Raw genomic sequence first — 25,161 nt, 5'->3', positions numbered from 1 at the left:
CATTCCCTGATGTTATTAACATGACATTAATATTAATGCAGTATGGCAGACAAAATCAGAAAAATAAAATACGTGATGCTGCACGATTAAGCACAGTAGTTTATTTAAAAAAATGAAATACGATGATTAAACACCCGAGCGGGTTCAGCAAAAGCCGGCAAAGGGTGAATTTGCCGGTCTGGATACTTACTCAGCCTCTTCCCGGCAAAGCACCACGGTATCCTCAATCAGGCGACGGGCGACCGTTCCAGGAGGAGGAAGCTGCGGTAAGGCATCAAAGCGATACCAACCCGCATCCAGTAGCTCTTTGGGATCGATGACAATCTCGCCACTGTCGTAATCGGCCATAAAAGCCATCATCAACGACTGGGGGAACGGCCAGGGTTGAGAGGAGACGTAACGCAAGTTTTTCACCCTCAGCCCGCTCTCTTCCATCACTTCCCGCGCGACGGTTTGTTCCAGCGTTTCGCCGACTTCAACAAAACCGGCCAGCACCGTGTAAATGCCATTACGGTGTTTGGTATGCTGGGCGAGCAGGATCTCTTCCCCACGGCGAATTGCCACAATGATGCAGGGCGCGATTTGCGGGTAATATCGCTGTCGACAATGGCGGCACAGGCAGGCAAGTTCCGTTTTGCTGTGGTGCATTTCATGGCCGCAGTAACCGCACCACTTATGCGAGCGATAGAACTCCGCCAGCTGGATCCCTTTACCCGCCAGCTGGAACAGGCCCACGTCCAGATCGAGGATCTGACGCAAGGATCCCATGCCCTCTTGACGGTTCTCACAGATCAGCCAGACGGGATCGCCCTGCCACTCGCCGATTTGTGATCCGTGCGATCCTGTCAGGCTTAATTCTTGCGCGCTACCGAACGGTAATTGACCTTTCGGTAGCCAAAGTTTATGTTCATGACTGACAACCCACCAGCCAACGTCTACGCTTGAAATCTCACGTTGCATAAAATTGCTCATCCTCAGCTTTACAGACTTTCTGAAATACTGGATTGGGGCGAAATAGTAATAATTACACTCATGGAGTCACTCATGCTTAACCAGTTAGAAGTTCTGACCGCGCGCGTCGGCGGATGTAGCGACCTGGTAGACTTTTGTCTACGCTCCCGCAGGCAGTTGTTGATTGCCTATTATCGTCTGGTTGGCATCAAGCCTAACAAGGAATCGCTCACTACGCTCGATGAAAACGCGCTGGACAACTTCTGTCAGGGATTGGTGGATTACCTTTCCACCGGGCATTTCACCGTTTATCAACGCTTTATTCAGGAGATGGAAGGCAGCGAGCAGTTGGCTAAAGCCGCGCTGATCTACCCTTCCCTGCAGGCAAACACCGAGATGATCATGAAGGTGTATGATACCCATCTCGAGAAGGCTATCGATCACGATAACTGTCTCGAATTCCAGAATGCTTTGTCCTCAGTGGGCGAAGCGCTGGAAGCGCGTTTCACGCTTGAAGACCGCTTTATTCAGCTGGCGCTGGAAAAAACGGCTGACAAGCCTGAGGCGGCTAATGAGAGTGCGCTAGCCCGTCCGGCGTAAACGTTATCAGATTGTAAACCCCTTGTAGTTTCAAAAAAGCCCCTTTATGCTGAAAGGGCACTATGTGGCGAGGCCAGTCCTGCCACGATTGTTTTGCTGGTGCTGTCTGCCAGCAAAATTCTTCTTGTCGGAGTGCCCTTAGGGGCTGAGACCGTTAATTCGGGATCCGCGGAACCTGATCAGGTTAGTACCTGCGAAGGGAACAAGAGTAAATCTTCAGTGACGGTGTGGATCCGACCATTTTCACACCCTGCGCTTACTCCTCCGAACTCCAGGCAAGCAAATTCCCTTTTTTCAGGAACGAGCTATGTCTACCCGTGATAAAAGACCGACCCGCCGCAAACAGCGCGCAGAAGCCCAGCAGTTTATCGACTCCCTTCAGGGCACCGCTTTCCCCAATTCTAAACGCATCTGGCTGAACGGTTCGCGCGAGGATATTCGCGTGCCGATGCGTGAAATCCAGCTCAGTCCGACGATGGTCGGTGGCAGCAAAGACAATCCGCAGTTTGAAGATAACGAACCGGTACCGGTGTATGACACGGCCGGACCTTATGGCGATCCTGACGCAAAAATTGATGTGCATCGCGGACTTGCCAGACTACGCAATGACTGGATTGAACAGCGTGGTGATACTCAGCACATTGAGCAGCTCAGTTCGGTGTATACCCAACAGCGCCTGGCGGATGAAGGCCTCGATCATTTGCGTTTTGACCATCTTCCCCGCCCACGCAAGGCACTGGCTGGCCGCTGCGTGACGCAAATGCATTACGCGCGTTTGGGCGTGATTACGCCAGAGATGGAATTTATCGCCCTGCGTGAAAATATGGGCCGCGAACGTATTCGGGGTGACGTGCTGTTGCAACAGCATCCCGGCAATAGCTTTGGTGCCAGCCTGCCGGAAAATATCACGGCAGAGTTCGTCCGGCAGGAAGTGGCGGCCGGCCGCGCCATCATCCCTGCAAATATTAACCATCCTGAATCCGAACCGATGATTATTGGCCGCAATTTCCTGGTGAAGATTAACGCCAATATCGGTAACTCCGCGGTCAGCTCGTCGATTGAAGAGGAAGTGGAGAAGCTGGTGTGGTCCGCCCGCTGGGGCGCCGATACGGTGATGGATCTTTCTACCGGGCGCAATATTCATGAGACGCGCGAATGGATCCTGCGTAACAGTCCCGTTCCGATTGGTACGGTTCCGATCTATCAGGCGCTGGAAAAAGTGAACGGTGTGGCAGAGGATCTCAACTGGGAAGTGTTCCGCGATACCTTGCTGGAACAGGCTGAACAGGGCGTCGATTACTTCACCATCCATGCCGGTGTGTTGCTGCGCTATGTGCCGATGACCGCAAAACGCCTGACGGGGATCGTCTCCCGGGGGGGATCGATCATGGCCAAGTGGTGCCTGTCTCACCACAAAGAGAGCTTCCTCTACGAACACTTCCGCGAGATCTGCGAGCTGTGCGCCGCCTACGACGTTTCGCTGTCGCTGGGCGACGGACTTCGTCCAGGATCGATTCAGGATGCCAACGATGAAGCGCAGTTTGCCGAGCTGCATACGCTGGGCGAGCTGACCAAAATTGCCTGGGAGTATGACGTGCAGGTGATGATCGAAGGACCAGGACATGTGCCGATGCAGATGATCCGCCGCAATATGACCGAGCAACTCAATCACTGCCACGAAGCGCCGTTCTATACGCTCGGCCCGCTAACCACCGATATCGCGCCTGGCTACGACCATTTCACCTCCGGTATTGGCGCGGCGATGATTGGCTGGTTTGGCTGCGCAATGCTCTGTTACGTCACGCCGAAAGAGCATCTGGGCTTGCCCAACAAGGAAGATGTTAAGCAGGGTCTGATTACCTACAAGATTGCCGCGCATGCCGCCGACCTGGCAAAAGGGCATCCCGGCGCGCAGATCCGCGATAACGCCATGTCCAAAGCCCGCTTCGAATTCCGCTGGGAAGATCAGTTTAATCTGGCACTCGATCCTCATACCGCGCGCGCCTATCACGATGAAACGCTGCCGCAGGAATCGGGCAAGGTCGCCCACTTCTGTTCAATGTGCGGCCCGAAATTCTGTTCGATGAAAATTACTCAGGAAGTGCGGGACTATGCCGCCAGACAGGAGGCGGAAGCCAAACCGATTGAGGTTGGTATGGCCGAAATGTCAGAGGCTTTCCGTACCCGCGGCGGGGAACTTTATCACCCCGCCGATGCGCTGTCGCAGGAGGAAAAAGCATGAGCCGCTCAGCCTTCCCGCCAACGTCGGCCCAGCTTGGACTCTATCCGGTCGTGGAAACGGTGGCATGGATCGCGCGCCTGCTTGAAGCGGGCGTGCGTACGATTCAGTTACGAATCAAGGATCTGCCTGAAGCGGCGGTCGAAAACGATATCGCGGCGGCTATCGAACTGGGCAAGCGTTATCAGGCACGCCTGTTTATCAATGACTACTGGCAGCTGGCGATTAAATATCAGGCCTATGGCGTGCATCTGGGCCAGGAAGATTTGGATGTCGCCGATCTGGATGCGATCCATCGCGCCGGATTACGGCTGGGGCTTTCAACCCATGACGATGCCGAGCTCGATCGGGCTCTGGCTGAGAAGCCGTCCTATATCGCCCTCGGGCACGTCTTTCCGACCCAGACCAAAAATATGCCCTCTTCGCCGCAGGGATTGCAGGAGTTGCAGCGCCATATTTCCCGCCTGAAAGGGATTTCCACGGTGGCGATTGGCGGCATCAGTCTGGAACGGGCACCGCAGGTCTTAGCAACCGGCGTGGGAAGCATTGCGGTGGTCAGCGCCATCACGCTGGCGCCTGACTGGCAGGCAGCTACCGCGCAGCTGCTCGATCTGGCTGGAAACGGGGACGAAGCCCATGTTCAGTGACAACGACTTTTTACGCTACAGCCGTCAGCTCCTGCTGGAGGAGTTTGGCCTCGATGGCCAGCAGAAATTGCAGGCAGGCAGCGTACTGATTATCGGCCTCGGCGGATTGGGTTCACCTGCGGCGCTGTACCTCGCTGCCGCAGGCGTTGGCAAGCTGGTGCTGGCCGATGACGATAGCGTGCATATCAGTAATCTTCAGCGCCAGGTGCTGTTTCGCACGAATGAAACCGGTCAGTCCAAAGTCGCCGTGGCGAAGAAGCACCTACAGTCGCTAAACCCGCAGGTGGAGTTTATTGCTCTGGCGCAGCGGATGACGGCTGAATCACTCAGGGAAGTCGTGCAGCAGGTCGACCTGGTGCTGGATTGCAGCGACAACATGGAAACCCGCCATGCGGTCAATGCCGCCTGCGTGGAACAGGGTAAGCGGTTAGTCAGTGCCAGCGCCGTTGGCTTTGGTGGCCAGCTGCTGGTGCTTACGCCTCCTTTTGAACACGGTTGCTATCGCTGCTTATGGCCAGACGAAGACGAACCCCAGCGAAATTGCCGTACCGCAGGCGTGCTGGGTCCTGTGGTGGGCGTAATGGGTACCTTACAGGCGCTGGAAGCCTTAAAGATGCTGGCAGGCCAGCCGTCCTGTCTTGACGGCAAACTTCGGCTGTTTGACGGCAGACAACAAACCTGGCGAACGCTGTCGCTGCAACGCAGTGTGGATTGTCCGGTATGCGGGGTCAGTTATGAAAATCGTGGTTAACGATGAAAGCCTGACGCTTGCCGGCTCGCTGACGCTGGCCGGGCTGCTGGAGCAGCTTTCCCGCCACCAGCCAGGCACCGCGCTGGCCGTTAACCAGCAGATTATTCCCCGCGATCGCTGGTCCTCTTACTTATTACAGGAAGGCGATGATCTGGTGATTTTCCAGGCCATTGCCGGAGGCTGACATGCTGCAAATTGCTGATAAAACCTTTTCGTCTCGTTTATTTACCGGTACGGGCAAATTCTCCAGTCCACAAATGATGCTTGCGGCGTTGCGCGAGTCCGGCAGCCAGCTGGTCACCATGGCGATGAAGCGGATTGATTTACGCGGTGGCGATGACGGGATCCTGCGGCCTCTTCAGGAACTTGGCGTGCAGCTGCTGCCAAACACGTCCGGCGCTAAAACCGCAGAGGAAGCCATTTTTGCTGCCCGTCTGGCACGCGAAGCCCTGGGCACCCATTGGCTAAAGCTGGAAATCCACCCGGACGTTCGCTATCTGCTGCCCGATGCCATCGAAACGCTGAAAGCAGCGGAGATCCTGGTGCGGGAAGGCTTTACCGTATTGCCGTACTGCCACGCCGATCCGGTGCTGTGCAAGCGGTTGGAAGAAGTGGGCTGTGCGGCGGTGATGCCGTTGGGTGCGCCGATCGGCAGTAATCAGGGGCTGAAAACACGCGATCTGCTGGCGATCATAATCGAGCAGTCCAATGTGCCGGTGGTGATAGATGCCGGCATTGGCGCGCCCAGCCACGCCAGCGAAGCGCTGGAAATGGGTGCTGACGCTGTGCTGGTGAATACTGCGATGGCCTCCGCGCAGCATCCGGTGCAAATGGCGAGGGCGTTCAGACTTGCTGTTGAAGCTGGCGCACTGGCTTACCGCAGCGGGTTGGGCAGTCGCCACCATCAGGCCGTGGCCACCAGCCCGCTGACCCACTTTTTGCAGGCAGGAGAGCCGCAATGAAAAGCTTCGTCTCACGGTGGGAAACGCTCGATTGGGATGATATTCGCCTGAGGATCCACAGCAAAACGGCCGCGGATGTTGAGCGGGCGCTGAATGCGGTCAACGTCGGGCGGGAAGAGCTGATGGCCCTGCTCTCGCCCGCTGCTCAGACCTATCTGGAGCCGCTGGCGCAAAAGGCCCACCGCTTAACCCGGCAACGCTTCGGCCATGCGGTTAATCTCTTTGTGCCGCTGTATCTGTCCAATCTCTGTGCCAACGACTGCACCTATTGCGGCTTCTCGATGAGTAACCGCATCAGGCGTAAGACGTTAGATGCTGATGAGATTGCCCGGGAATGTCAGGCTATCCGCAAGATGGGGTTTGATAACCTGTTGCTGGTCACCGGCGAGCATCAGGCAAAAGTCGGCATGGACTACTTCCGCGAACATGTTCCCGCCATTCGTCAGCACTTCAGTTCCTTAATGATGGAAGTGCAGCCAATGAGTGAAGCGGAGTATGCCGAACTGAAAACATTAGGGCTGGATGGCGTACTGGTCTATCAGGAAACCTATCATCCTTCGGTCTACAGCCAGCATCACCTTAAAGGCAACAAGCAGGATTTCTTCTTCCGGCTGGAAACGCCAGACCGGTTGGGCCGTGCCGGCGTGGATAAGATTGGCCTGGGCGCTTTGATCGGCCTGTCAGACAGTTGGCGCACCGACTGCTATATGATGGCTGAACACCTGTTATGGCTGCAGAAAACCTACTGGCAAAGCCGATATTCGGTGGCCTTTCCCCGACTCCGGCCTTGCGCGGGCGGCATTCAGCCGGCGTCGATCATGGATGAAGCGCAGCTGGTTCAGGTTATTTGCGCTTTCCGGCTGTTTGCACCGGAAGTTGAGCAGTCGCTCTCAACCCGGGAATCACCCCAGTTCCGCGATAAGGTGGTGCCGCTGGCGATTAATACTGTCAGCGCCTTTTCGAAAACGCAGCCCGGCGGCTATGCCGACGGGCAGACGGAGCTGGAACAGTTCTCCCCACATGATAACCGTCACCCGCAGCAGGTCGCGAAAGCGTTGATTCAGTCAGGAATGCAGCCGGTCTGGAAGGACTGGGATGGCTATCTGGGAAGAGCCGCGAAGTAAAATGCCAGCGGATGTAACGGACCTCAAAAACGCTGGAATCCGCTTCGCATCGCGTCACGTCCTCACTGGCACAGTTCAGTGAGGACGGTAAACTCCCTCTCGTTGACTCCAACAGGGGAGTTAACCAGGGTCAGTATCAACCCCTCTCGCTGACCCTGCCTTCTTCCTCATCGGTGGAGGTGACCGGATGGTGCACCTTGATACCACAGCGCTCCATTGCCCGCTCCACCGCAGCACCAAGGATTTCCAGCGCTATGCCGGTTCTGTCGGTAAACGGTTGGGCATAGCTTAGGCGCAGACAGTTGCGGTATTTTCCAGAGGCGGAGAACAGCGATCCCACCGCGATTTGCAGTTTGGCCTCGCGCAACTCCTTGTTAAGCCTGACGGAGTCGAATGCTTCCGGCAATTCTATCCACATCAAAAAACCGCCCTGCGGCCGGGTGACGCAAATGCCGCAAGGGAAGTAATGGCGAACCCAGTGGGTAAATATTTCCAGATTACGCTGGTACTGCTGACGCATCCGTCGCAGATGCGCCGGATAGTAGCCCTGGCGAACAAATTCCGCCGCGGCCATCTGGGTTTGCGTGGCTGTTGAACCGGTCACGATGTATTTCATATGCAGTACACGATCGAGATATCGTCCCGGCACAACCCAGCCCACCCGCAGACCAGGGGCGACGGTTTTGGAGAAGGAACTGCACAGCAATACCCGGCCTTCATCATCGAACGACTTGATGGTTGGCGGCCGGGGATATTCGTATGCCAGTTCGCCGTAGACGTCATCTTCGACAATGGCGACGTCAAAACGCTGCGCCAGAGCCAGCAAGGCACGCTTGCGTGGTTCGGGCATGATAAAGCCCAGCGGGTTATTGCAGTTGGGTACCACCACCACCGCTTTAATCGGCCACTGCTCAAACGCCAGCTCAAGGGCTTCAAGGCTGATCCCGGTTTCTGAATCGGTGGGGATCTCAATGGCTTTAATGCCAAAGCCCCGCAGGGACTGCATGGTGCCGTGGAAGGTCGGAGATTCTACCGCCACAATATCGCCCGGCTGGCAGACAGCGCGAATCGATACCGACAAGGCTTCGTGACAACCGGTGGTGACCACAATCTCATCCGCCGTCAGATGACAACCGCCATCAATGGCCAGACGGGCAATCTGTTCGCGTAATTCCGGCAGCCCATAAATATTGTCGTAGTTCAGCATCCGCACATCCTGCTGATGGCCGATCCGACTCATGATCTTCCACAGCGGCTTGAGCGTTGGCTGGTTCAGGTCAGGCATGCCGCTGCCTAACTGCAACACATCTTTTTCCTGACGGGCGTTTAACAAATCCAGCACCGCATCCCACTGCGTAATTTCTACCGGACGCTGAGCCGGACGGGTTAGCGGAGGAACGGGCGGTTCGGCTTTGCGCGGAGTGACAAAATAGCCTGAGCGAGGCTGCGGCGTGATCAACTGCCTCTCTTCCAGCAAATGATACGCCTGCTGAACGGTACTGATGCTTACGCCATGTTCAGTACTGAGGATCCTGACCGAGGGCAGGCGCTCACCACTGCGGTAAAGTCCTTGTTCAATCCGCCCTGCCAGCAAATCTGCCAGATGTTGATAACGCGTCATCGTATCGTCTCCACACGGTATACAAGCCAGAAACCAGTACAGATCGCTCTGCATCTGACCATTCAGACCCACTATCTGCCAATCTGTATGTTAAATAAAGGTGTTTTTTGCATCTGTATTGAAATTCCTCTTCCGCGCAAAATAGCCCCATACCCCGTTGAGGAGAGCATCATGGAATTCAATGAAAATCGGGCTGCAAAGCCTTTCGCCGATTCACCGTTTCATCTGATCTACAAATTGCCTTACCGTTTGTGGAAAGCCTGGCGGAGCCGGGTAGAGACACGCAAAATTCTCTCAAGACTTAGCGCAAGCCAGCTGAAAGATATTGGCATGACCTGTGAGGATGTTCGTCGCTATAAATGATGTGGTGTTGGGCTGACACTGCCCGTATTTAGGGTGGCTGGAGAAATCCAGCCACCCATTTTTTTGTCTGTAAATCGCAGGCATAAAAAAACCGCTCCGGAGAGCGGTTTTTAGTGGCTTGAGGGTCAGAGACGATTAATCGTCTTTGCCGCCCATGCTCGCGTTCAGCAACTCTGCCAGGCTGGCAGAAGCTTCGTCCGCAGTCACCTGAGGAACAACCGGCGTTTCGCCAGCTGCTTTACGGCGCATACGATCCTGATGATAAGCGTAACCGGTCCCGGCTGGGATCAGACGGCCCACGATGACGTTCTCTTTCAGGCCGCGCAGTTCGTCGCGTTTGCCCGCAACGGCTGCTTCGGTCAGTACGCGCGTCGTTTCCTGGAACGAGGCCGCAGAGATGAAGGACTCGGTCGCCAGAGACGCTTTGGTGATACCCAGCAGATCGCGTGCGAAGGTCGCTGCGATTTTGCCGTTGGCTTCGAGCTCACGGTTAGCAATTTTAACGCGTGAGAACTCAACCTGCTCACCGTCCAGGAAGTCTGCACTTCCTGCACTTGCGATGGTTGCTTTACGCAACATCTGGCGCACGATGACTTCGATGTGCTTATCGTTAATCTTAACGCCTTGCAGACGGTAAACTTCCTGCACTTCGTTAGTGATGTAACGGGTCACCGCATGCACGCCACGCAGACGCAGAATGTCATGTGGAGACTCAGGGCCATCGGAAACAACATCACCACGTTCAACACGTTCACCTTCGAACACGTTCAGCTGACGCCATTTCGGGATCATCTCTTCGTAATGATCGCTGCCATCAATCGGGGTGATAACCAGACGACGTTTCCCTTTGGTTTCTTTACCGAAGGAAATGATGCCGCTGATTTCAGCCAGGATTGCCGGCTCTTTCGGACGACGGGCTTCGAACAGGTCAGCAACGCGTGGCAGACCACCGGTGATGTCCTTGGTACCGCCAGATTCCTGCGGTACACGAGCCAGGGTGTCACCAGAACTGATCTTGATGCCATCTTCCAGCTGCACAATTGCTTTACCCGGCAGGAAGTACTGAGCAGGCATATCGGAGCCTGGGATCATTACATCGTTGCCATTAGCATCAACAATTTTCAGCGCTGGACGCAGATCTTTACCACCGGCAGTACGTTCAGCACTGTCCAGGATCACCAGAGAAGAAAGACCGGTAAGGTCATCTGTCTGACGGGTAATGGTCTGGCCGTCGATCATGTCAGTGAAGCGAATGAAACCGCTCACTTCGGTGATCACTGGCATGGTGTGCGGATCCCAGTTTGCTACGGTCTCGCCCGCTGCAACCTGCTCGCCGTCGCCTTTCGCCATGGTTGAACCGTAGGGAACTTTATAGCTCTCTTTGGTACGACCAAATTCGTCGATCATTTTCAGTTCAACGTTACGCGAGGTGATCACCAGCTTGCCAGCGGAGTTGGTTACCGACTTGGCGTTGATCAGTTTCAGCGTACCTTTGTTCTTCACCTGGATGCTGGATTCAGCAGCCGCACGAGATGCCGCACCACCGATGTGGAACGTACGCATCGTCAGCTGGGTACCCGGCTCACCGATGGACTGTGCTGCGATAACGCCGATGGCCTCACCTTTGTTGATGATGTGACCACGTGCCAGATCGCGTCCATAACAGTGTGCACACACACCGAAGTCAGTTTCGCAACCTACTACGGAACGGACTTTCAGGCTGTCAACAGAGTGCTCTTCCAACAGATCACACTGCTGTTCGTGCAGCAGGGTATTACGTGGCAGCAGAATGTCAGCAGTACCCGGCTTGATCACATCTTCAGCCGTCACACGACCCAGAACACGCTCACGCAGTGGCTCTTTAACATCGCCACCCTCGATAACCGGGGTCATCATGATACCTTCGTGGGTACCACAATCGTCTTCAGTGACAACCAGATCCTGTGCCACGTCAACCAGACGACGGGTCAGGTAACCGGAGTTAGCTGTTTTCAGTGCGGTATCCGCAAGACCTTTACGTGCACCGTGCGTCGAGATGAAGTACTGGAGTACGTTCAGACCTTCACGGAAGTTCGCGGTAATTGGCGTCTCGATGATTGAGCCATCTGGCTTAGCCATCAGACCACGCATACCGGCCAGCTGACGAATCTGTGCTGCAGAACCACGCGCACCGGAGTCAGCCATCATAAAGATGCTATTGAAGGAAACCTGACGCTCTTCTTCACCGTCACGGTTGATAACCACTTCGGTAGACAGGTTTTCCATCATCGCTTTAGCAACGCGTTCGTTGGCCGCAGCCCAGATATCGATCACTTTGTTATAGCGTTCGCCAGCGGTAACCAGACCAGACTGGAACTGCTGCTGGATCTCAGCCACTTCTGCTTCCGCTTCGGTAATGATTTCCACTTTCTTCTCTGGGATGACCATGTCGTCGATACCTACTGACGCACCTGAGCGCGCTGCATAGGCAAAACCGGTGTACATGGTCTGGTCCGCAAAGATAACGGTCGGCTTCAGGCCCAGGATGCGGTAACAGGTGTTCAGCATCTTGGAGATCGCTTTTTTGCCCAGCGCCTGGTTGACGATAGAGTACGGCAGACCTTTAGGCACGATCATCCACAGGATGGCGCGACCAATGGTGGTATCGATGATGCTGGTTTTAGCAACCCACTCATCCTGCTCGTTCTTTTCGTGCTCGGTGATACGGACTTTCACACGAGCGTGCAGAGAGGCCAGACCGGCGCGGTAAACACGCTCAGCTTCTTTCGGGCCAGTCAGCACCATGCCTTCGCCTTTGGCGTTAACACAGTCGCGGGTCATGTAGTACAGACCCAATACAACGTCCTGAGAAGGAACGATGATTGGCTCACCGTTCGCTGGAGACAGGATGTTGTTGGTAGACATCATCAACGCACGCGCTTCCAGCTGGGCTTCCAGCGTCAGCGGTACGTGAACAGCCATCTGGTCACCATCGAAGTCGGCGTTATAAGCCGCACAAACCAACGGGTGCAGCTGGATAGCTTTACCTTCGATCAGTACTGGCTCAAATGCCTGGATGCCCAGACGGTGCAGAGTTGGTGCACGGTTCAGCAGGACCGGGTGTTCGCGGATCACTTCGTCGAGGATATCCCAAACGATAGCTTCTTCACGCTCAACCATTTTCTTGGCGGCTTTAATGGTGGTAGCAAGACCACGCAATTCCAGCTTGCCGTAGATGAACGGTTTGAACAGTTCCAGTGCCATTTTCTTCGGCAGACCACACTGGTGCAGACGCAGGTATGGACCGACGGTGATAACCGAACGACCAGAGTAGTCGACACGTTTACCCAGCAAGTTCTGACGGAAACGACCCTGCTTACCTTTGATCATATCGGCCAAAGATTTCAGAGGACGCTTGTTAGAACCGGTGATCGCACGACCGCGACGGCCGTTATCCAACAGCGCATCGACCGCTTCCTGCAACATACGTTTTTCGTTACGTACGATGATATCTGGCGCAGCCAGATCCAGCAGGCGTTTCAGACGGTTGTTACGGTTGATCACGCGACGATACAGATCGTTCAGATCCGACGTAGCGAAACGACCGCCGTCCAGCGGTACCAGCGGACGCAGATCCGGTGGCAGTACAGGCAGCACGGTCAGGATCATCCACTCTGGCTTGTTACCAGACTGAACGAACGCTTCCAGCAGCTTGATACGCTTGGTCAGTTTTTTGCGTTTGGTTTCGGAGTTGGTTTCGGTCAGCTCTTCACGCAGCGTCTCGCATTCCTGCTCCAGATCCATGTTTTTCAACAGGGCCTGAATAGCTTCCGCACCCATCTTCGCGTCGAATTCGTCACCGAACTCTTCCAGCGCATCCAGATACTGCTCTTCAGTCAGGATCTGACGACGCTCGAGGTTGGTCATGCCGCCTTCAACCACAACGTATGATTCGAAGTACAGCACGCGCTCGATGTCACGCAGTGGCATATCCAGCAGCAAACCGATGCGCGAAGGCAGCGATTTCAGGAACCAGATGTGCGCAGTAGGTGATGCCAACTCAATGTGGCCCATGCGCTCACGGCGAACCTTGGTCTGTGTAACTTCAACGCCACACTTCTCACAGATCACACCACGGTGTTTCAGGCGCTTGTACTTACCGCACAGGCACTCATAGTCTTTTACCGGCCCGAAAATACGCGCACAGAAAAGCCCGTCACGTTCTGGTTTGAACGTACGGTAGTTGATGGTTTCTGGCTTTTTAACTTCACCAAAAGACCATGAACGGATCATGTCTGGCGAGGCCAGAGCAATTTTGATCGCACTAAACTCTTCGGTCTTAGTTTGCGCTTTCAGAAACTTTAGTAAGTCTTTCACGGATTAGCTCCCGTCGGAGTGAGACTTCTCAGCACGTCCAGGCGGACGTGCTGTAACCAGTACAAATTCGAGTGCTTTTCCCGTTCTCTCTCAGGCTGCATCCACATGGGCTACAGCCTGAAAGTCACAGGGATTACTCGTCTTCCAGCTCGATGTTAATACCCAGCGAGCGGATCTCTTTCAACAGTACGTTGAAGGATTCCGGCATGCCCGGTTCCATCTGATGGTTACCGTCCACGATGTTTTTATACATCTTGGTACGGCCATTAACGTCATCAGACTTCACGGTCAGCATTTCCTGCAGGGTATAAGCGGCACCGTATGCTTCCAGTGCCCACACTTCCATCTCACCGAATCGCTGTCCACCGAACTGCGCCTTACCACCCAGCGGCTGCTGAGTAACGAGGCTGTAAGAGCCGGTAGAACGTGCATGCATCTTGTCATCCACTAAGTGGTTGAGTTTCAGCATGTACATGTAGCCAACGGTAACCTGACGCTCGAACTGCTCGCCAGTACGACCATCAAACAGCGTGATCTGACCAGAAGAAGGCAGGCCGCCGAGCTGTAACAGCTCTTTGATTTCGCTTTCTTTCGCGCCGTCAAACACTGGTGTTGCGATTGGCATCCCCTTCTTCAGGTTTTCTGCCAGACGCAGCACTTCGTCGTCGGTGAAGGTGTTCAGATCGACTTTCTGACGTAAATCGGAGCCCAGATCGTACGCACGCTGAATAAACTCACGCAGCTTAGACACTTCTTCCTGCTTCTTAAGCATGGCGTTGATCTTCTCGCCAATACCTTTCGCAGCCATACCCAGGTGGGTTTCAAGAATCTGTCCAATGTTCATACGTGATGGTACGCCCAGCGGGTTCAGTACGATGTCGACCGGCGTACCGTTCTCATCATATGGCATATCTTCGATCGGGTTGATCTTGGAGATAACACCTTTGTTCCCGTGACGACCAGCCATCTTGTCACCAGGCTGGATCTGACGTTTAACGGCCAGATACACTTTAACGATTTTCAGCACGCCAGGTGCCAGGTCATCGCCCTGAGTGATTTTGCGGCGCTTCGCTTCGAGTTTCTTCTCAAACTCGTGCTTCAGCTCGTCGTACTGCTCTGCCAGCTGTTCCAGCTGGTTTTGCTTGTCTTCGTCGGTCAGGCCGAGTTCCAACCAGCGCTCGCGAGGCAGCTTTTCCAGTTTTTCCGCTTCAACGCCACCGGCAACCAGCAGGTAGCTAATACGGCTAAACAGGCCAGCTTCGAGGATCTGCAATTCTTCAGACAGGTCTTTCTTCGCCTGCTTCAGCTGCATCTCTTCGATTTCCAGCGCGCGCTTATCTTTTTCCACGCCATCGCGGGTGAAGACCTGCACATCAATAATGGTGCCTGATACGCCGTTTGGTACACGCAGAGAAGAGTCTTTAACGTCAGACGCTTTCTCACCGAAGATCGCACGTAACAGCTTCTCTTCTGGCGTCAGCTGGGTTTCACCTTTCGGCGTTACCTTACCAACCAGAATGTCGCCGCCGGTCACTTCAGCACCGATATAAACGATACCGGATTCATCCAGCTTGGAGAGCGCAGCTTCACCCACGTTAGGGATGTCAGCGGTGATCTCTTCCGGCCCCAACTTGGTGTCACGAGACACACATGCCAGTTCCTGAATGTGGATGGTGGTGAAGCGATCTTCCTGTACCACACGCTCGGAGACTAAGATGGAGTCTTCGAAGTTGTAGCCGTTCCAAGGCATGAACGCGACGCGCATGTTCTGACCCAGTGCCAGTTCGCCGAGATCCGTTGAAGGACCATCAGCCAGCACATCACCACGTTCAATTGGCTCACCCAGGTTCACGCAAGGCATCTGGTTGATGCAGGTGTTCTGGTTAGAACGGGTGTATTTGGTCAGGTTGTAAATGTCGATACCGGCTTCGCCCGGGTACATTTCGTCTTCGTTAACTTTGATAACGATACGGGATGCATCCACGTACTGAACAGTACCACCACGTTTTGCTACGGCTGTAACACCGGAGTCAACCGCTACCGCGCGTTCCATACCGGTACCAACCAGCGGCTTATCAGCACGCAGAGTTGGAACCGCCTGACGTTGCATGTTTGCACCCATCAATGCGCGGTTGGCGTCATCGTGCTCCAGGAACGGGATCAGTGACGCACCAACAGAAACGATCTGCTGGGTGGATACGTCCATGTAGTCAACCTGATCGCGGCTGAACAAGCTCGATTCGCCTTTACTACGGCAAGTAACCAGATCGTCTACGAAGTGACCTTCGTCGTCGAGGTTGGTGTTCGCCTGAGCGATAACGTAGTTACCCTCTTCAATTGCAGAGAGGTAATGAATTTCGTCGGTCACCACGCCTTCGCGAACGCGACGGTATGGGGTTTCCAGGAAACCGTACTCATTGGTCTGTGCGTACACGGACAAGGAGTTGATCAGACCGATGTTTGGACCTTCAGGCGTTTCGATTGGGCACACGCGACCGTAGTGCGTCGGGTGAACGTCTCGAACTTCAAAGCCTGCACGCTCACGCGTCAGACCGCCCGGGCCAAGTGCAGAGATACGACGTTTGTGCGTAATCTCAGACAGTGGGTTGTTCTGGTCCATAAACTGGGACAGCTGGCTGGAACCAAAGAACTCTTTCACTGCTGCAGAAATTGGCTTGGCGTTGATCATGTCCTGAGGCATCAGGGTATCCAGATCGCCTAAAGACAGACGCTCTTTCACCGCACGCTCAACACGGACCAGACCGACACGGAACTGGTTTTCTGCCATTTCGCCAACGGAACGAATACGACGGTTGCCGAGGTGGTCGATATCATCCACTTCGCCAATACCGTTACGGATCCCGATCAGTTTACGCATCACCTGGATGATGTCGTCTTTGCTCAGAATACCGGAACCTTCGATCTCGTCACGCAGCAGAGAACGGTTGAACTTCATACGACCAACCGCAGACAGATCGTAGCGGTCTTCAGAGAAGAACAGGTTCTCGAACAGGTTTTCAGCCGCTTCGCGCGTTGGTGGTTCACCAGGGCGCATCATGCGGTAGATCTCAACCAGTGCGCTCAAGCGATCGCTGGTTGGGTCGACGCGGACGGTTTCGGAAATGTACGCACCGTGATCCAGGTCGTTGGTGAACAGCGTTTCGATGCGCTTGTGACCAGACTGGCTCAGCTTAGCCAGCAGATCCAGCGACAGCTCCATGTTGGCAGCAACGATCAGCTCACCGGTGCTCTCGTCAACATAGTCTTTAGCAACGACTTTGCCGGCGATGTATTCAACAGGAACTTCGATGTGCTCAATGCCATCTTTTTCCAGCTGACGGATATGACGTGCAGTAATACGACGGCCTTTCTCAACGTAGATAGTACCGTTGGATTCGATATCGAATGAGGCAGTGTCTCCACGCAGGCGCTCAGGAACAAGTTCCATCTGCAGCTTGTTGTCGCGGATTTCATACACGATTTTGTCAAAGAACAGGTCAAGGATCTGCTCAGTGGTGTAATTCAGTGCACGCAGAATGATGGTCGCAGGCAATTTACGGCGACGGTCAATTCGAACGAACAGGTTGTCTTTCGGGTCGAACTCAAAGTCCAACCACGAACCACGGTAAGGAATGATACGTGCGTTATAAAGCACTTTACCCGATGAGTGGGTTTTACCCTTATCGCTGTCGAAGAAGACACCAGGACTACGATGCAGCTGAGAAACGATAACCCTTTCTGTACCGTTGATGACAAAGGTACCGTTATCGGTCATGAGTGGAATTTCACCCATGTAAACTTCTTGTTCTTTGATGTCCTTAACGGTGCCTTCCGGCGCTTCGCGCTCGTAGATCACCAGGCGCAGTTTTACGCGCAGGGGTGCAGAGTACGTGACGCCACGAATCTGACACTCTTTCACATCAAAAACAGGTTCGCCTAAACGGTAGCTGACGTACTGCAGTTCAGAATTACCGCTATAGCTTTTGATTGGGAATACGGAACGGAAAGCCGCTTCCAAACCATGTTGACCTTCCGGGTCTTGCTCGATGAACTTCTGGAACGAGTCAAGCTGGATAGAAAGGAGATAAGGAATGTCGAGCACCTGGGGGCGCTTTCCAAAATCCTTACGAATACGTTTTTTCTCGGTATAGGAGTAAACCATAGGGTTCCTCAGCTCGCTGAAAGGTAGAACCTCGCTGTCCGTCCAGAGGGGACAGTTCATGCAACACTATTTTGTGACGCGGAAAGAAGACTCCCCTTCCGTAATACCTCTTTCTATCACGCTTAAATCATTTCGTTGCCGTAGCAAAGCAGAGAAGCGCCGCAGGAGGGCAATATATTAAGTCGTCGATAGAGAAAGATATTAAGCAATTCAATGACTAAACAGTGTGAAACGTCATTGACGCTGTAGAGCGCAAAAAGGCTGGTGACTAAAAAGTCACCAGCCGTCAGCCTAAATCAGATTAGGCTGCAACCTGAAAGGTTGGCTTACTTAACTTCAACTTCTGCGCCAGCTTCTTCCAGTGCTTTCTTCAGAGACTCAGCGTCGTCTTTGCTGATGCCTTCTTTCAGGGCAGCAGGTGCAGACTCAACCAGGTCTTTAGCTTCTTTCAAGCCCAGACCAGTTGCGCCACGTACTGCTTTGATCACGGCAACTTTGTTAGCGCCGATAGCTTTCAGTACAACGTCGAACTCGGTTTTTTCTTCTACAGCTTCAGCAGCAGCGGCTGGGCCAGCAACTGCAGCAGCAGCTGAAACGCCGAATTTTTCTTCCATAGCGGAGATCAGTTCAACGATTTCCATTACAGACAGGGCTGCAACGCCTTCAATGATTTGTTCTTTAGTGATTGACATGTCAAATGTTCCTGAAATTCAGTTTAGGTGTAAATACGTTAGCAAGAGTACGGAAAATGAAAGGCCTGAGCTTATGCAGCTTCAGCTTCTTTCTGATCACGTACTGCAGCCAGAGTGCGAACCAGTTTGCCGGCAGCGGCTTCTTTCATGGTTGCCATCAGGCGTGCGACTGCTTCATCGTAAGTAGGCAGAGTTGCCAGGCGGTCGATCTGAGCCGCACTGATTAACTCGCCTTCAAAGGCCGCAGCTTTAACCTCAAATTTTGCATTCGCTTTAGCGAAATCTTTGAACAGACGAGCAGCAGCGCCCGGGTGTTCCATAGAATATGCAATCAAGGTTGGACCGACGAACGTGTCTTTCAGGCACTCAAACTGAGTACCTTCAACGACGCGGCGCAGCAAGGTGTTACGAACAACACGCATGTAAACGCCAGCTTCACGACCTGCTTTACGCAGTTCAGTCATTTTGCCTACTGGTACGCCACGAGAATCCGCAACTACCGCAGACAGCGCGCCTTTGGCTACTTCGCTGACTTCAGCAACAATCGCTTGTTTGTCTTGAAGATTTAAGGCCATTAGCTTTTGCTCCTGGATTTTGCCGGAGATGAATTTCTCCGGAACTCACTTCACCTGACCGCGTTTCCGAAGTCAGGCGCTTAACACGGTGAGCAGAATCCAGCAAAGACTATAAAAATATTCTTCAGGTTCTGTCACCGTCTACGCAGGAGATTAAGCCTCTTTCGAGACACCTGCGGTCTTGGACGGAGGCCTGGATAAGGCCAGGCTCCAACCGAAAATTCTGGTTCCGCAATTAACGGAACAACGGGCGTAAGATTCTAATAGAAACTTTCGCCCGCGTAAAGCAGATTAAACTGCAGCGTTCAGGCCAGCCTGATCGATTGCAACGCCTGCACCCATAGTGGTGGACAGGCTAACTTTCTTGATGAAAACGCCTTTCGCCTGTGAAGGTTTTGCTTTTTTCAGCGCAACCAGCAGGGATTCCAGGTTTTCTCTCAGTTTATCTGCATCGAAATCAACCTTACCGATAGTGGTATGGATGATGCCGTTTTTGTCGTTACGGTAACGAACCTGACCGGCTTTAGCGTTCTTAACCGCTTCAGCAACGTTAGGGGTTACGGTACCCACTTTCGGGTTAGGCATCAGACCGCGTGGGCCCAGTACCTGGCCCAGCTGGCCAACAACGCGCATTGCATCAGGAGATGCGATAACAACGTCGAAGTTCATTTCGCCTTTTTTGATCTGGTCAGCCAGATCTTCCATACCTACCAGCTCAGCGCCTGCAGCTTTAGCAGCTTCAGCGTTTGCGCCCTGGGCAAATACGGCAACGCGAACAGAACGGCCAGTACCGTGTGGCAGTACAGTTGCACCGCGAACGTTCTGGTCAGATTTACGGGCATCAATGCCCAGGTTTACCGCTACGTCAACGCTTTCAACGAACTTGGCAGTAGCCAGTTCTTTCAGCAGAGCAACAGCTTCGTTGATGTCATACTGTTTAGTTACATCAACTTTGTCGCGGATCACGCTCATACGCTTGGTCAGCTTAGCCATTTCTTAGTCCTCTACAACCAGGCCCATGGAACGAGCAGTACCTTCAATTGAGCGAGCCATCGCTTCAATATCAGCACCAGTCATGTCCGCAGCTTTAGTTTCTGCGATTTCACGTACCTGAGCACGCGTTACTTTACCGACTTTGTCTTTGTTCGGCTTACCGGAACCAGACTTAATACCAGCCGCTTTCTTCAGCAGGATAGGTGCTGGAGGCGTTTTGGTAACGAAGGTGAAAGAACGGTCAGAGTAAACGGTAATCACAACTGGAGTAGGCAGGCCTTTTTCCAGGGATTCTGTTTTGGCGTTAAACGCTTTACAGAATTCCATGATGTTAACACCCTGCTGACCCAGTGCCGGACCGACCGGAGGACTTGGGTTTGCCATACCAGCTGCAACCTGCAGCTTGACGTAGGCTTGTACTTTCTTAGCCATGATAATTCCTCAATTGGGTTCAGACGCTCCGTGAAGAGCTCCCCGTGATTAATATTCCACACGCTGCGAACAGCGCATAAAAACAAAAGGCGCGAAATTGTATGGCAATTTCGCGCCTCTCGCAACCAATTTTCACTCAAAGAGATCATTTTATATGCAGGGAGTGGTTACCCCACAGTCTGTCTCCGCGCAGAGTGATTATCAGCCTTTTTCAACCTGACCAAAGTCCAGCTCAACCGGCGTAGCACGCCCAAAGATTGAAACCGACACTTTCAGGCGGCTTTTCTCATAATCCACTTCTTCAACCACACCGTTGAAGTCTGCGAACGGACCGTCACTAACACGGACCATTTCCCCAGGTTCAAACATGGTTTTCGGACGTGGCTTATCACCAACCTGCTGCAGGCGGTTCATGATCGCATCGACTTCTTTATCGCTAATAGGTGCCGGACGATCGGAGGTACCACCAATGAATCCCATGACGCGAGGCACGCTACGCACTAAGTGCCAGCTTGCATCATTCATGAGCATTTGGACCAGGACATAACCCGGGAAGAACTTACGCTCGCTTTTACGACGCTGACCACCACGGATCTCAACCACTTCTTCAGTTGGAACCATGACATCGCCAAAAAGCTCTTCCATGTTATGTAACTTGATATGCTCGCGCAGCGATTGGGCTACGCGGCCTTCAAAACCGGAAAACGCCTGAACGACGTACCAGCGCATTTTTGGAGCTTCAGACATCTCAGAACCTCAGGCCAGTGATAAACGATACCAGACGGACCAGAATACCATCCAGTCCCCACAAAATCAGTGACATCACGGCAGTAACCGCGGCAACGATTAACGTGGTATGCAACGTTTCCTGGCGAGTCGGCCAAATGACCTTGCGAACTTCGGTGCGGGCTTCACGGGCAAACGCCAGTGTAGACTTACCTTTCGTGGTCAGCAGCGCAATGCCACCGGCTACAGCGATAAGGACAACGACGGCCAGCGCACGCAACGGCAGCGAGACTTCACGGTAAAAGTAGTTACCTACGATGGCCAGAATCAGTAGTAACACTACGACTAGCCACTTTACCGCTTCCAGGCCACGCCCGCTCCCTTGAGCTTCGGTATTAGCACTCATAAACCAACCTGCCACAATAAACAGAAACTATTTTGCCCCGTAATACGAGGCAACCAAACCGAATGAGGCTTTCAGGCGAAACTCGGCATATAACGCCGTGCTACAGAGCCTGCCTCAGCAATGATTATGGTTGAAAATCACTGATGAGCCAGGTTCTATGTTACAGCGTGCAAAAAGGGCATCAAATGATGCCCTTTTCATGTGCGTTGCGTCAAATATTATCCGCGATTATGCGATAACTTTAGCAACAACACCCGCACCAACAGTACGGCCACCTTCACGGATTGCGAAACGCAGACCGTCATCCATCGCGATTGGGTGGATCAGGGTAACCACCATCTGGATGTTGTCACCAGGCATGACCATCTCAACGCCTTCTGGCAGTTCGATGGTACCGGTCACGTCAGTTGTACGGAAGTAGAACTGTGGACGGTAGCCTTTGAAGAACGGAGTATGACGGCCGCCTTCGTCTTTGGACAGAATGTAAACTTCTGACTCAAATTTGGTGTGTGGCTTGATTGAGCCTGGCTTAGCCAGAACCTGGCCACGCTGAATGTCTTCACGCTTGATACCACGCAGCAGAACACCACAGTTCTCGCCTGCACGACCTTCGTCCAGCAGCTTACGGAACATTTCAACGCCGGTACAAGTTGATTTAGCCGTATCTTTGATACCAACGATTTCAACTTCTTCGCCAACTTTAACGATACCGCGCTCTACACGACCGGTAACAACAGTACCACGGCCGGAGATGGAGAATACGTCTTCGATTGGCAGCAGGAATGGCTTGTCAATTGCGCGCTCTGGTTCTGGGATGTAGTTATCCAGGTGGCCAGCCAGCTCAATGATTTTCTCTTCCCACTCAGCTTCGCCCTGCAGTGCTTTCAGTGCAGAACCGCGAACGATTGGCAGGTCATCACCAGGGAAGTCGTAGGCAGAAAGAAGTTCACGAACTTCCATCTCAACCAGTTCCAGCAGCTCTTCATCATCAACCATGTCGCATTTGTTCATGAATACGATGATGAAAGGAACGCCAACCTGGCGACCCAGCAGGATGTGCTCACGGGTCTGAGGCATAGGGCCGTCAGTTGCAGCAACAACCAGAATTGCACCGTCCATCTGCGCAGCACCGGTGATCATGTTTTTCACATAGTCGGCGTGGCCTGGGCAGTCAACGTGCGCATAGTGGCGTGATGGGGTGTCATATTCAACGTGGGAAGTGTTGATGGTGATACCACGCGCTTTTTCTTCTGGTGCGTTATCGATCTGGTCGAATGCACGAGCAGAACCACCGTAGGTCTTAGCCAGAACGGTAGTGATAGCAGCAGTCAGGGTAGTTTTACCGTGGTCAACGTGGCCGATTGTACCAACGTTGACGTGCGGTTTGGAACGTTCAAATTTTTCTTTAGACATAACTTGTCCCTCTAAGACACGGATAAATCGGTGATATCACCACATCAACCAGGCAAGGCCTGAACAGTTGAATTTTAACGTACAGAGAAAGAATCAGGGAGGGAGAATTAGAAGTGGTGCTGATACCCAGAGTCGAACTGGGGACCTCACCCTTACCAAGGGTGCGCTCTACCAACTGAGCCATATCAGCACGGCTTGGAGCGGGCAGCGGGAATCGAACCCGCATCATCAGCTTGGAAGGCTGAGGTAATAGCCATTATACGATGCCCGCATCCTGGAACTCGGCTACCTGTTCTGTCTGTAGCTTTTGAACAACAAGAAGATGCCCCCTTGCTATTCGAGTCAACCCGCATACGCTTGATGACCCTGACTGCGCTGGTGCTCAGTCTAAAATCTTCATTCATTTCAACCTTAACGTTCCGGGTCGAAATGGTGGTGGGGGAAGGATTCGAACCTTCGAAGTCGATGACGGCAGATTTACAGTCTGCTCCCTTTGGCCGCTCGGGAACCCCACCAGGGGTATTTCGTTACTTGATGGTGCCGGCTACCGGAATCGAACTGGTGACCTACTGATTACAAGTCAGTTGCTCTACCAACTGAGCTAAGCCGGCATCAAGTGGTGCGCATTCTAGGAAGACCTGGCCTCTGATGCAACAAAAAAATTGCGATAAATGTTCTTATGCTTACTATTTGTGCAATTCTTCGCAAATTATCGCATTGGGGCAGAAAAACAGTTCAAAGAAGCGCCATTTTAGCGATTTTTTCACCAGCATCCACGCGGATGATTTTGCGATTCAACTGCGCCGCTAAGTTTAAAAGATGCATGATCGCGGCAAAAAAATTGCGATGGCAACACTCTACGCTTAAAAAGGCGACAATTGGCAGGCATCGTGCCATGACTGACTAAACAGAGGCGGCGTATAAGCGATTTTTTCTTGGCGTGTGTGATCAGTTTCTTTTGCTGATTGCCAGCACATTATTCAATAAATGCGGGTGCCGTTCCGTTTGCGCTCGCAGAATATATTTTTCCTTCAGCTACTGTCTCTCTGGTGGTAACCTCCTGCCCATTGTTTTCTGAAATTTACCTTAGTCACATGAGCTGGAAAAGGCGGGTTTATCCCCCTCGACAGAGTAGTTAACTCTACGACAGGCAAATTCTTGCTGGCAGAAGCATGCATATGAGCAAAAAAGACTCCTTGTTGACCACCCCCTATCTACAATTCAATCGTGATCAATGGGCTGCGCTCCGCGATTCAGTCCCAATGACCTTGAGTGAACAAGAAATTGCCCGCCTGAAGGGGATAAATGAAGATTTATCTCTTGAGGAAGTAGCCGAGATCTATCTTCCCCTTTCACGTCTGCTTAATTTCTATATCAGTTCTAACGTTCGTCGTCAGGCTGTACTTGAGCAGTTCCTGGGAACCAATGGCCAGAAGATTCCCTATATCATCAGTATTGCTGGCAGCGTCGCCGTGGGTAAGAGCACTACAGCGCGTGTACTGCAGGCTCTGCTGAGCCGCTGGCCTGAGCATCGGCGGGTAGAGCTGATCACCACTGACGGCTTCCTGCACCCTAATGAGGTGCTTAAAGAACGCGGTCTGATGAAGAAGAAAGGCTTTCCGCAGTCTTACGACATGCACCGACTGGTGAATTTCGTATCAGATTTAAAATCAGGCGCTTCGCAGGTCACGGCTCCGGTTTACTCTCATCTTATTTATGATGTGATCCCGCAGGGTGACAAGGTTGTGCAGCAGCCTGATATTTTGATTCTTGAAGGGCTTAACGTCTTGCAGAGTGGGATGGACTATCCTCACGATCCGCATCACGTCTTTGTCTCTGATTTTGTAGACTTCTCAATTTACGTCGATGCCCCGCAAGATCTGCTGCAGAGCTGGTACATTAACCGCTTCCTGAAATTCCGCCAGGGCGCCTTTACCGATCCAGACTCTTATTTCCACAACTACGCGAAACTCTCTGAAGAGGAAGCGGTGGGCGTGGCAACTCAGCTATGGGAAGAGATCAACCTTATGAACCTTAAGGAAAATATCTTGCCTACCCGGGAACGAGCCAGCCTGATAATGACCAAAAGCGTCGATCATGCGGTGGACCTGGTCCGCTTGCGGAAATAAAAAAAGGGGCGAAAGCCCC

The 25,161-nt window shown here is 53.1% G+C and carries 20 protein-coding genes, 4 tRNA genes and 1 riboswitch; of the genes, 9 read left to right on the top strand and 15 right to left on the bottom strand.

Going from position 1 to position 25,161, the window contains the following annotated elements:
• Positions 1-186: 186 nt before the first annotated feature.
• Positions 187-960: an NAD(+) diphosphatase gene (gene nudC / locus E2F51_RS08605; protein ID WP_134823208.1), complete on the bottom strand. Its 774-nt coding sequence runs from the start codon at positions 958-960 to the stop codon at positions 187-189.
• 84 nt (positions 961-1,044) lie between these two features.
• On the opposite strand from nudC, the gene rsd reads away from it, so the two are divergent.
• The 7 genes from rsd to thiH all read left to right on the top strand — a co-directional run bounded on the left by rsd (position 1,045) and on the right by thiH (position 7,274).
• Complete coding sequence (rsd, locus tag E2F51_RS08600) at positions 1,045-1,551, top strand: sigma D regulator (protein WP_134823207.1); 507 nt, start codon at positions 1,045-1,047, stop codon at positions 1,549-1,551.
• A 118-nt stretch (positions 1,552-1,669) separates the two neighbouring features.
• A riboswitch (TPP riboswitch) is annotated at positions 1,670-1,770 on the top strand.
• 88 nt (positions 1,771-1,858) lie between these two features.
• Positions 1,859-3,793 carry a phosphomethylpyrimidine synthase ThiC gene (thiC, locus tag E2F51_RS08595; protein WP_134823206.1) on the top strand — a complete coding sequence of 645 codons (1,935 nt, stop codon included), beginning with the start codon at positions 1,859-1,861 and terminating at the stop codon, positions 3,791-3,793.
• Entirely contained in the window at positions 3,790-4,437 is a 648-nt protein-coding gene (gene thiE / locus E2F51_RS08590) for a thiamine phosphate synthase (RefSeq protein WP_013200304.1), read from the top strand. The genes thiC and thiE overlap by 4 nt, the downstream gene beginning before the upstream one ends.
• Positions 4,427-5,188 carry a HesA/MoeB/ThiF family protein gene (locus E2F51_RS08585; RefSeq protein WP_134823205.1) on the top strand — a complete coding sequence of 254 codons (762 nt, stop codon included), beginning with the start codon at positions 4,427-4,429 and terminating at the stop codon, positions 5,186-5,188. The genes thiE and E2F51_RS08585 overlap by 11 nt, the downstream gene beginning before the upstream one ends.
• A complete protein-coding gene (gene thiS / locus E2F51_RS08580; RefSeq protein ID WP_041691857.1) occupies positions 5,172-5,372 on the top strand; it encodes a sulfur carrier protein ThiS in 201 nt (66 codons plus the stop codon). Before E2F51_RS08585 ends, thiS begins: the two co-directional genes overlap by 17 nt.
• 1 nt (position 5,373) lies before the next feature.
• Complete coding sequence (locus E2F51_RS08575; protein WP_134823204.1) at positions 5,374-6,150, top strand: thiazole synthase; 777 nt, start codon at positions 5,374-5,376, stop codon at positions 6,148-6,150.
• On the top strand, positions 6,147-7,274 hold the full coding sequence (gene thiH, locus E2F51_RS08570; protein ID WP_134823203.1) for a 2-iminoacetate synthase ThiH: 1,128 nt from the start codon (positions 6,147-6,149) through the stop codon (positions 7,272-7,274). The genes E2F51_RS08575 and thiH overlap by 4 nt, the downstream gene beginning before the upstream one ends.
• 136 nt (positions 7,275-7,410) lie before the next feature.
• Here thiH and E2F51_RS08565 read toward each other — a convergent pair whose 3' ends face one another.
• A complete protein-coding gene (locus E2F51_RS08565; RefSeq protein WP_013200300.1) occupies positions 7,411-8,895 on the bottom strand; it encodes a PLP-dependent aminotransferase family protein in 1,485 nt (494 codons plus the stop codon).
• A 171-nt stretch (positions 8,896-9,066) separates the two neighbouring features.
• Here E2F51_RS08565 and E2F51_RS08560 point away from each other — a divergent pair, with 171 nt between their 5' ends.
• Positions 9,067-9,258, top strand: a complete 192-nt coding sequence (locus E2F51_RS08560) for a DUF1127 domain-containing protein (RefSeq protein ID WP_013200299.1) — start codon at positions 9,067-9,069, stop codon at positions 9,256-9,258.
• A gap of 135 nt (positions 9,259-9,393) precedes the next feature.
• On the opposite strand, the gene rpoC is transcribed toward E2F51_RS08560, so the two are convergent.
• From rpoC to E2F51_RS08495, 13 genes are all read right to left on the bottom strand, one after another.
• Positions 9,394-13,614 carry a DNA-directed RNA polymerase subunit beta' gene (gene rpoC, locus E2F51_RS08555; protein ID WP_013200298.1) on the bottom strand — a complete coding sequence of 1,407 codons (4,221 nt, stop codon included), beginning with the start codon at positions 13,612-13,614 and terminating at the stop codon, positions 9,394-9,396.
• 133 nt (positions 13,615-13,747) lie between these two features.
• Positions 13,748-17,776, bottom strand: coding sequence for a DNA-directed RNA polymerase subunit beta (gene rpoB, locus E2F51_RS08550; RefSeq protein WP_134823202.1), 4,029 nt, complete (start codon positions 17,774-17,776; stop codon positions 13,748-13,750).
• 326 nt (positions 17,777-18,102) lie between these two features.
• Positions 18,103-18,468, bottom strand: a complete 366-nt coding sequence (gene rplL / locus E2F51_RS08545; protein ID WP_013200296.1) for a 50S ribosomal protein L7/L12 — start codon at positions 18,466-18,468, stop codon at positions 18,103-18,105.
• Between the two features lie 71 nt (positions 18,469-18,539).
• Entirely contained in the window at positions 18,540-19,043 is a 504-nt protein-coding gene (rplJ, locus tag E2F51_RS08540; RefSeq protein ID WP_013200295.1) for a 50S ribosomal protein L10, read from the bottom strand.
• Positions 19,044-19,334: 291 nt separating this feature from the next.
• Positions 19,335-20,036, bottom strand: a complete 702-nt coding sequence (gene rplA, locus E2F51_RS08535; RefSeq protein WP_013200294.1) for a 50S ribosomal protein L1 — start codon at positions 20,034-20,036, stop codon at positions 19,335-19,337.
• 3 nt (positions 20,037-20,039) lie between these two features.
• Positions 20,040-20,468, bottom strand: coding sequence for a 50S ribosomal protein L11 (rplK, locus tag E2F51_RS08530; protein ID WP_013200293.1), 429 nt, complete (start codon positions 20,466-20,468; stop codon positions 20,040-20,042).
• 201 nt (positions 20,469-20,669) lie between these two features.
• A complete protein-coding gene (gene nusG, locus E2F51_RS08525; protein WP_013200292.1) occupies positions 20,670-21,215 on the bottom strand; it encodes a transcription termination/antitermination protein NusG in 546 nt (181 codons plus the stop codon).
• Between the two features lies 1 nt (position 21,216).
• Complete coding sequence (gene secE, locus E2F51_RS08520; RefSeq protein WP_013200291.1) at positions 21,217-21,600, bottom strand: preprotein translocase subunit SecE; 384 nt, start codon at positions 21,598-21,600, stop codon at positions 21,217-21,219.
• Between the two features lie 228 nt (positions 21,601-21,828).
• Complete coding sequence (gene tuf, locus E2F51_RS08515; protein ID WP_134823201.1) at positions 21,829-23,013, bottom strand: elongation factor Tu; 1,185 nt, start codon at positions 23,011-23,013, stop codon at positions 21,829-21,831.
• Between the two features lie 114 nt (positions 23,014-23,127).
• A tRNA-Thr gene (locus E2F51_RS08510) sits at positions 23,128-23,203 on the bottom strand.
• A gap of 6 nt (positions 23,204-23,209) precedes the next feature.
• Positions 23,210-23,284 (bottom strand) — tRNA-Gly (locus tag E2F51_RS08505).
• A 159-nt stretch (positions 23,285-23,443) separates the two neighbouring features.
• Positions 23,444-23,528 (bottom strand) — tRNA-Tyr (locus E2F51_RS08500).
• 20 nt (positions 23,529-23,548) lie between these two features.
• Positions 23,549-23,624, bottom strand: a tRNA-Thr gene (locus E2F51_RS08495).
• Between the two features lie 567 nt (positions 23,625-24,191).
• Here E2F51_RS08495 and coaA point away from each other — a divergent pair.
• The gene (gene coaA, locus E2F51_RS08490; RefSeq protein ID WP_013200289.1) at positions 24,192-25,142 is read left to right on the top strand and encodes a type I pantothenate kinase; all 951 of its coding nucleotides are present in this window, start codon (positions 24,192-24,194) and stop codon (positions 25,140-25,142) included.
• The last annotated feature ends 19 nt before the right edge of the window (positions 25,143-25,161 follow it).

Source organism: Erwinia sp. QL-Z3 (assembly GCF_004551645.1).
In the GTDB taxonomy this organism is placed as follows: Bacteria; Pseudomonadota; Gammaproteobacteria; order Enterobacterales; family Enterobacteriaceae; genus Erwinia; species Erwinia billingiae.
The sequence above is the reverse complement of the archived record's forward strand: the minus strand, read 5'-3'. Positions and strand labels throughout refer to the sequence as shown.

Bases quoted from the DNA above. Each gene is read 5' to 3' on its own strand.
- nudC (WP_134823208.1), bottom strand. From the start codon at position 960: ATGCAACGTGAGATTTCAAGCGTAGACGTTGGCTGGTGGGTTGTCAGT.
- rsd (WP_134823207.1), top strand. From the start codon at position 1,045: ATGCTTAACCAGTTAGAAGTTCTGACCGCGCGCGTCGGCGGATGTAGC.
- thiC (WP_134823206.1), top strand. From the start codon at position 1,859: ATGTCTACCCGTGATAAAAGACCGACCCGCCGCAAACAGCGCGCAGAA.
- thiE (WP_013200304.1), top strand. From the start codon at position 3,790: ATGAGCCGCTCAGCCTTCCCGCCAACGTCGGCCCAGCTTGGACTCTAT.
- E2F51_RS08585 (WP_134823205.1), top strand. From the start codon at position 4,427: ATGTTCAGTGACAACGACTTTTTACGCTACAGCCGTCAGCTCCTGCTG.
- thiS (WP_041691857.1), top strand. From the start codon at position 5,172: ATGAAAATCGTGGTTAACGATGAAAGCCTGACGCTTGCCGGCTCGCTG.
- E2F51_RS08575 (WP_134823204.1), top strand. From the start codon at position 5,374: ATGCTGCAAATTGCTGATAAAACCTTTTCGTCTCGTTTATTTACCGGT.
- thiH (WP_134823203.1), top strand. From the start codon at position 6,147: ATGAAAAGCTTCGTCTCACGGTGGGAAACGCTCGATTGGGATGATATT.
- E2F51_RS08565 (WP_013200300.1), bottom strand. From the start codon at position 8,895: ATGACGCGTTATCAACATCTGGCAGATTTGCTGGCAGGGCGGATTGAA.
- E2F51_RS08560 (WP_013200299.1), top strand. From the start codon at position 9,067: ATGGAATTCAATGAAAATCGGGCTGCAAAGCCTTTCGCCGATTCACCG.
- rpoB (WP_134823202.1), bottom strand. From the start codon at position 17,776: ATGGTTTACTCCTATACCGAGAAAAAACGTATTCGTAAGGATTTTGGA.
- rplL (WP_013200296.1), bottom strand. From the start codon at position 18,468: ATGTCAATCACTAAAGAACAAATCATTGAAGGCGTTGCAGCCCTGTCT.
- rplJ (WP_013200295.1), bottom strand. From the start codon at position 19,043: ATGGCCTTAAATCTTCAAGACAAACAAGCGATTGTTGCTGAAGTCAGC.
- rplA (WP_013200294.1), bottom strand. From the start codon at position 20,036: ATGGCTAAGCTGACCAAGCGTATGAGCGTGATCCGCGACAAAGTTGAT.
- rplK (WP_013200293.1), bottom strand. From the start codon at position 20,468: ATGGCTAAGAAAGTACAAGCCTACGTCAAGCTGCAGGTTGCAGCTGGT.
- nusG (WP_013200292.1), bottom strand. From the start codon at position 21,215: ATGTCTGAAGCTCCAAAAATGCGCTGGTACGTCGTTCAGGCGTTTTCC.
- secE (WP_013200291.1), bottom strand. From the start codon at position 21,600: ATGAGTGCTAATACCGAAGCTCAAGGGAGCGGGCGTGGCCTGGAAGCG.
- tuf (WP_134823201.1), bottom strand. From the start codon at position 23,013: ATGTCTAAAGAAAAATTTGAACGTTCCAAACCGCACGTCAACGTTGGT.
- coaA (WP_013200289.1), top strand. From the start codon at position 24,192: ATGAGCAAAAAAGACTCCTTGTTGACCACCCCCTATCTACAATTCAAT.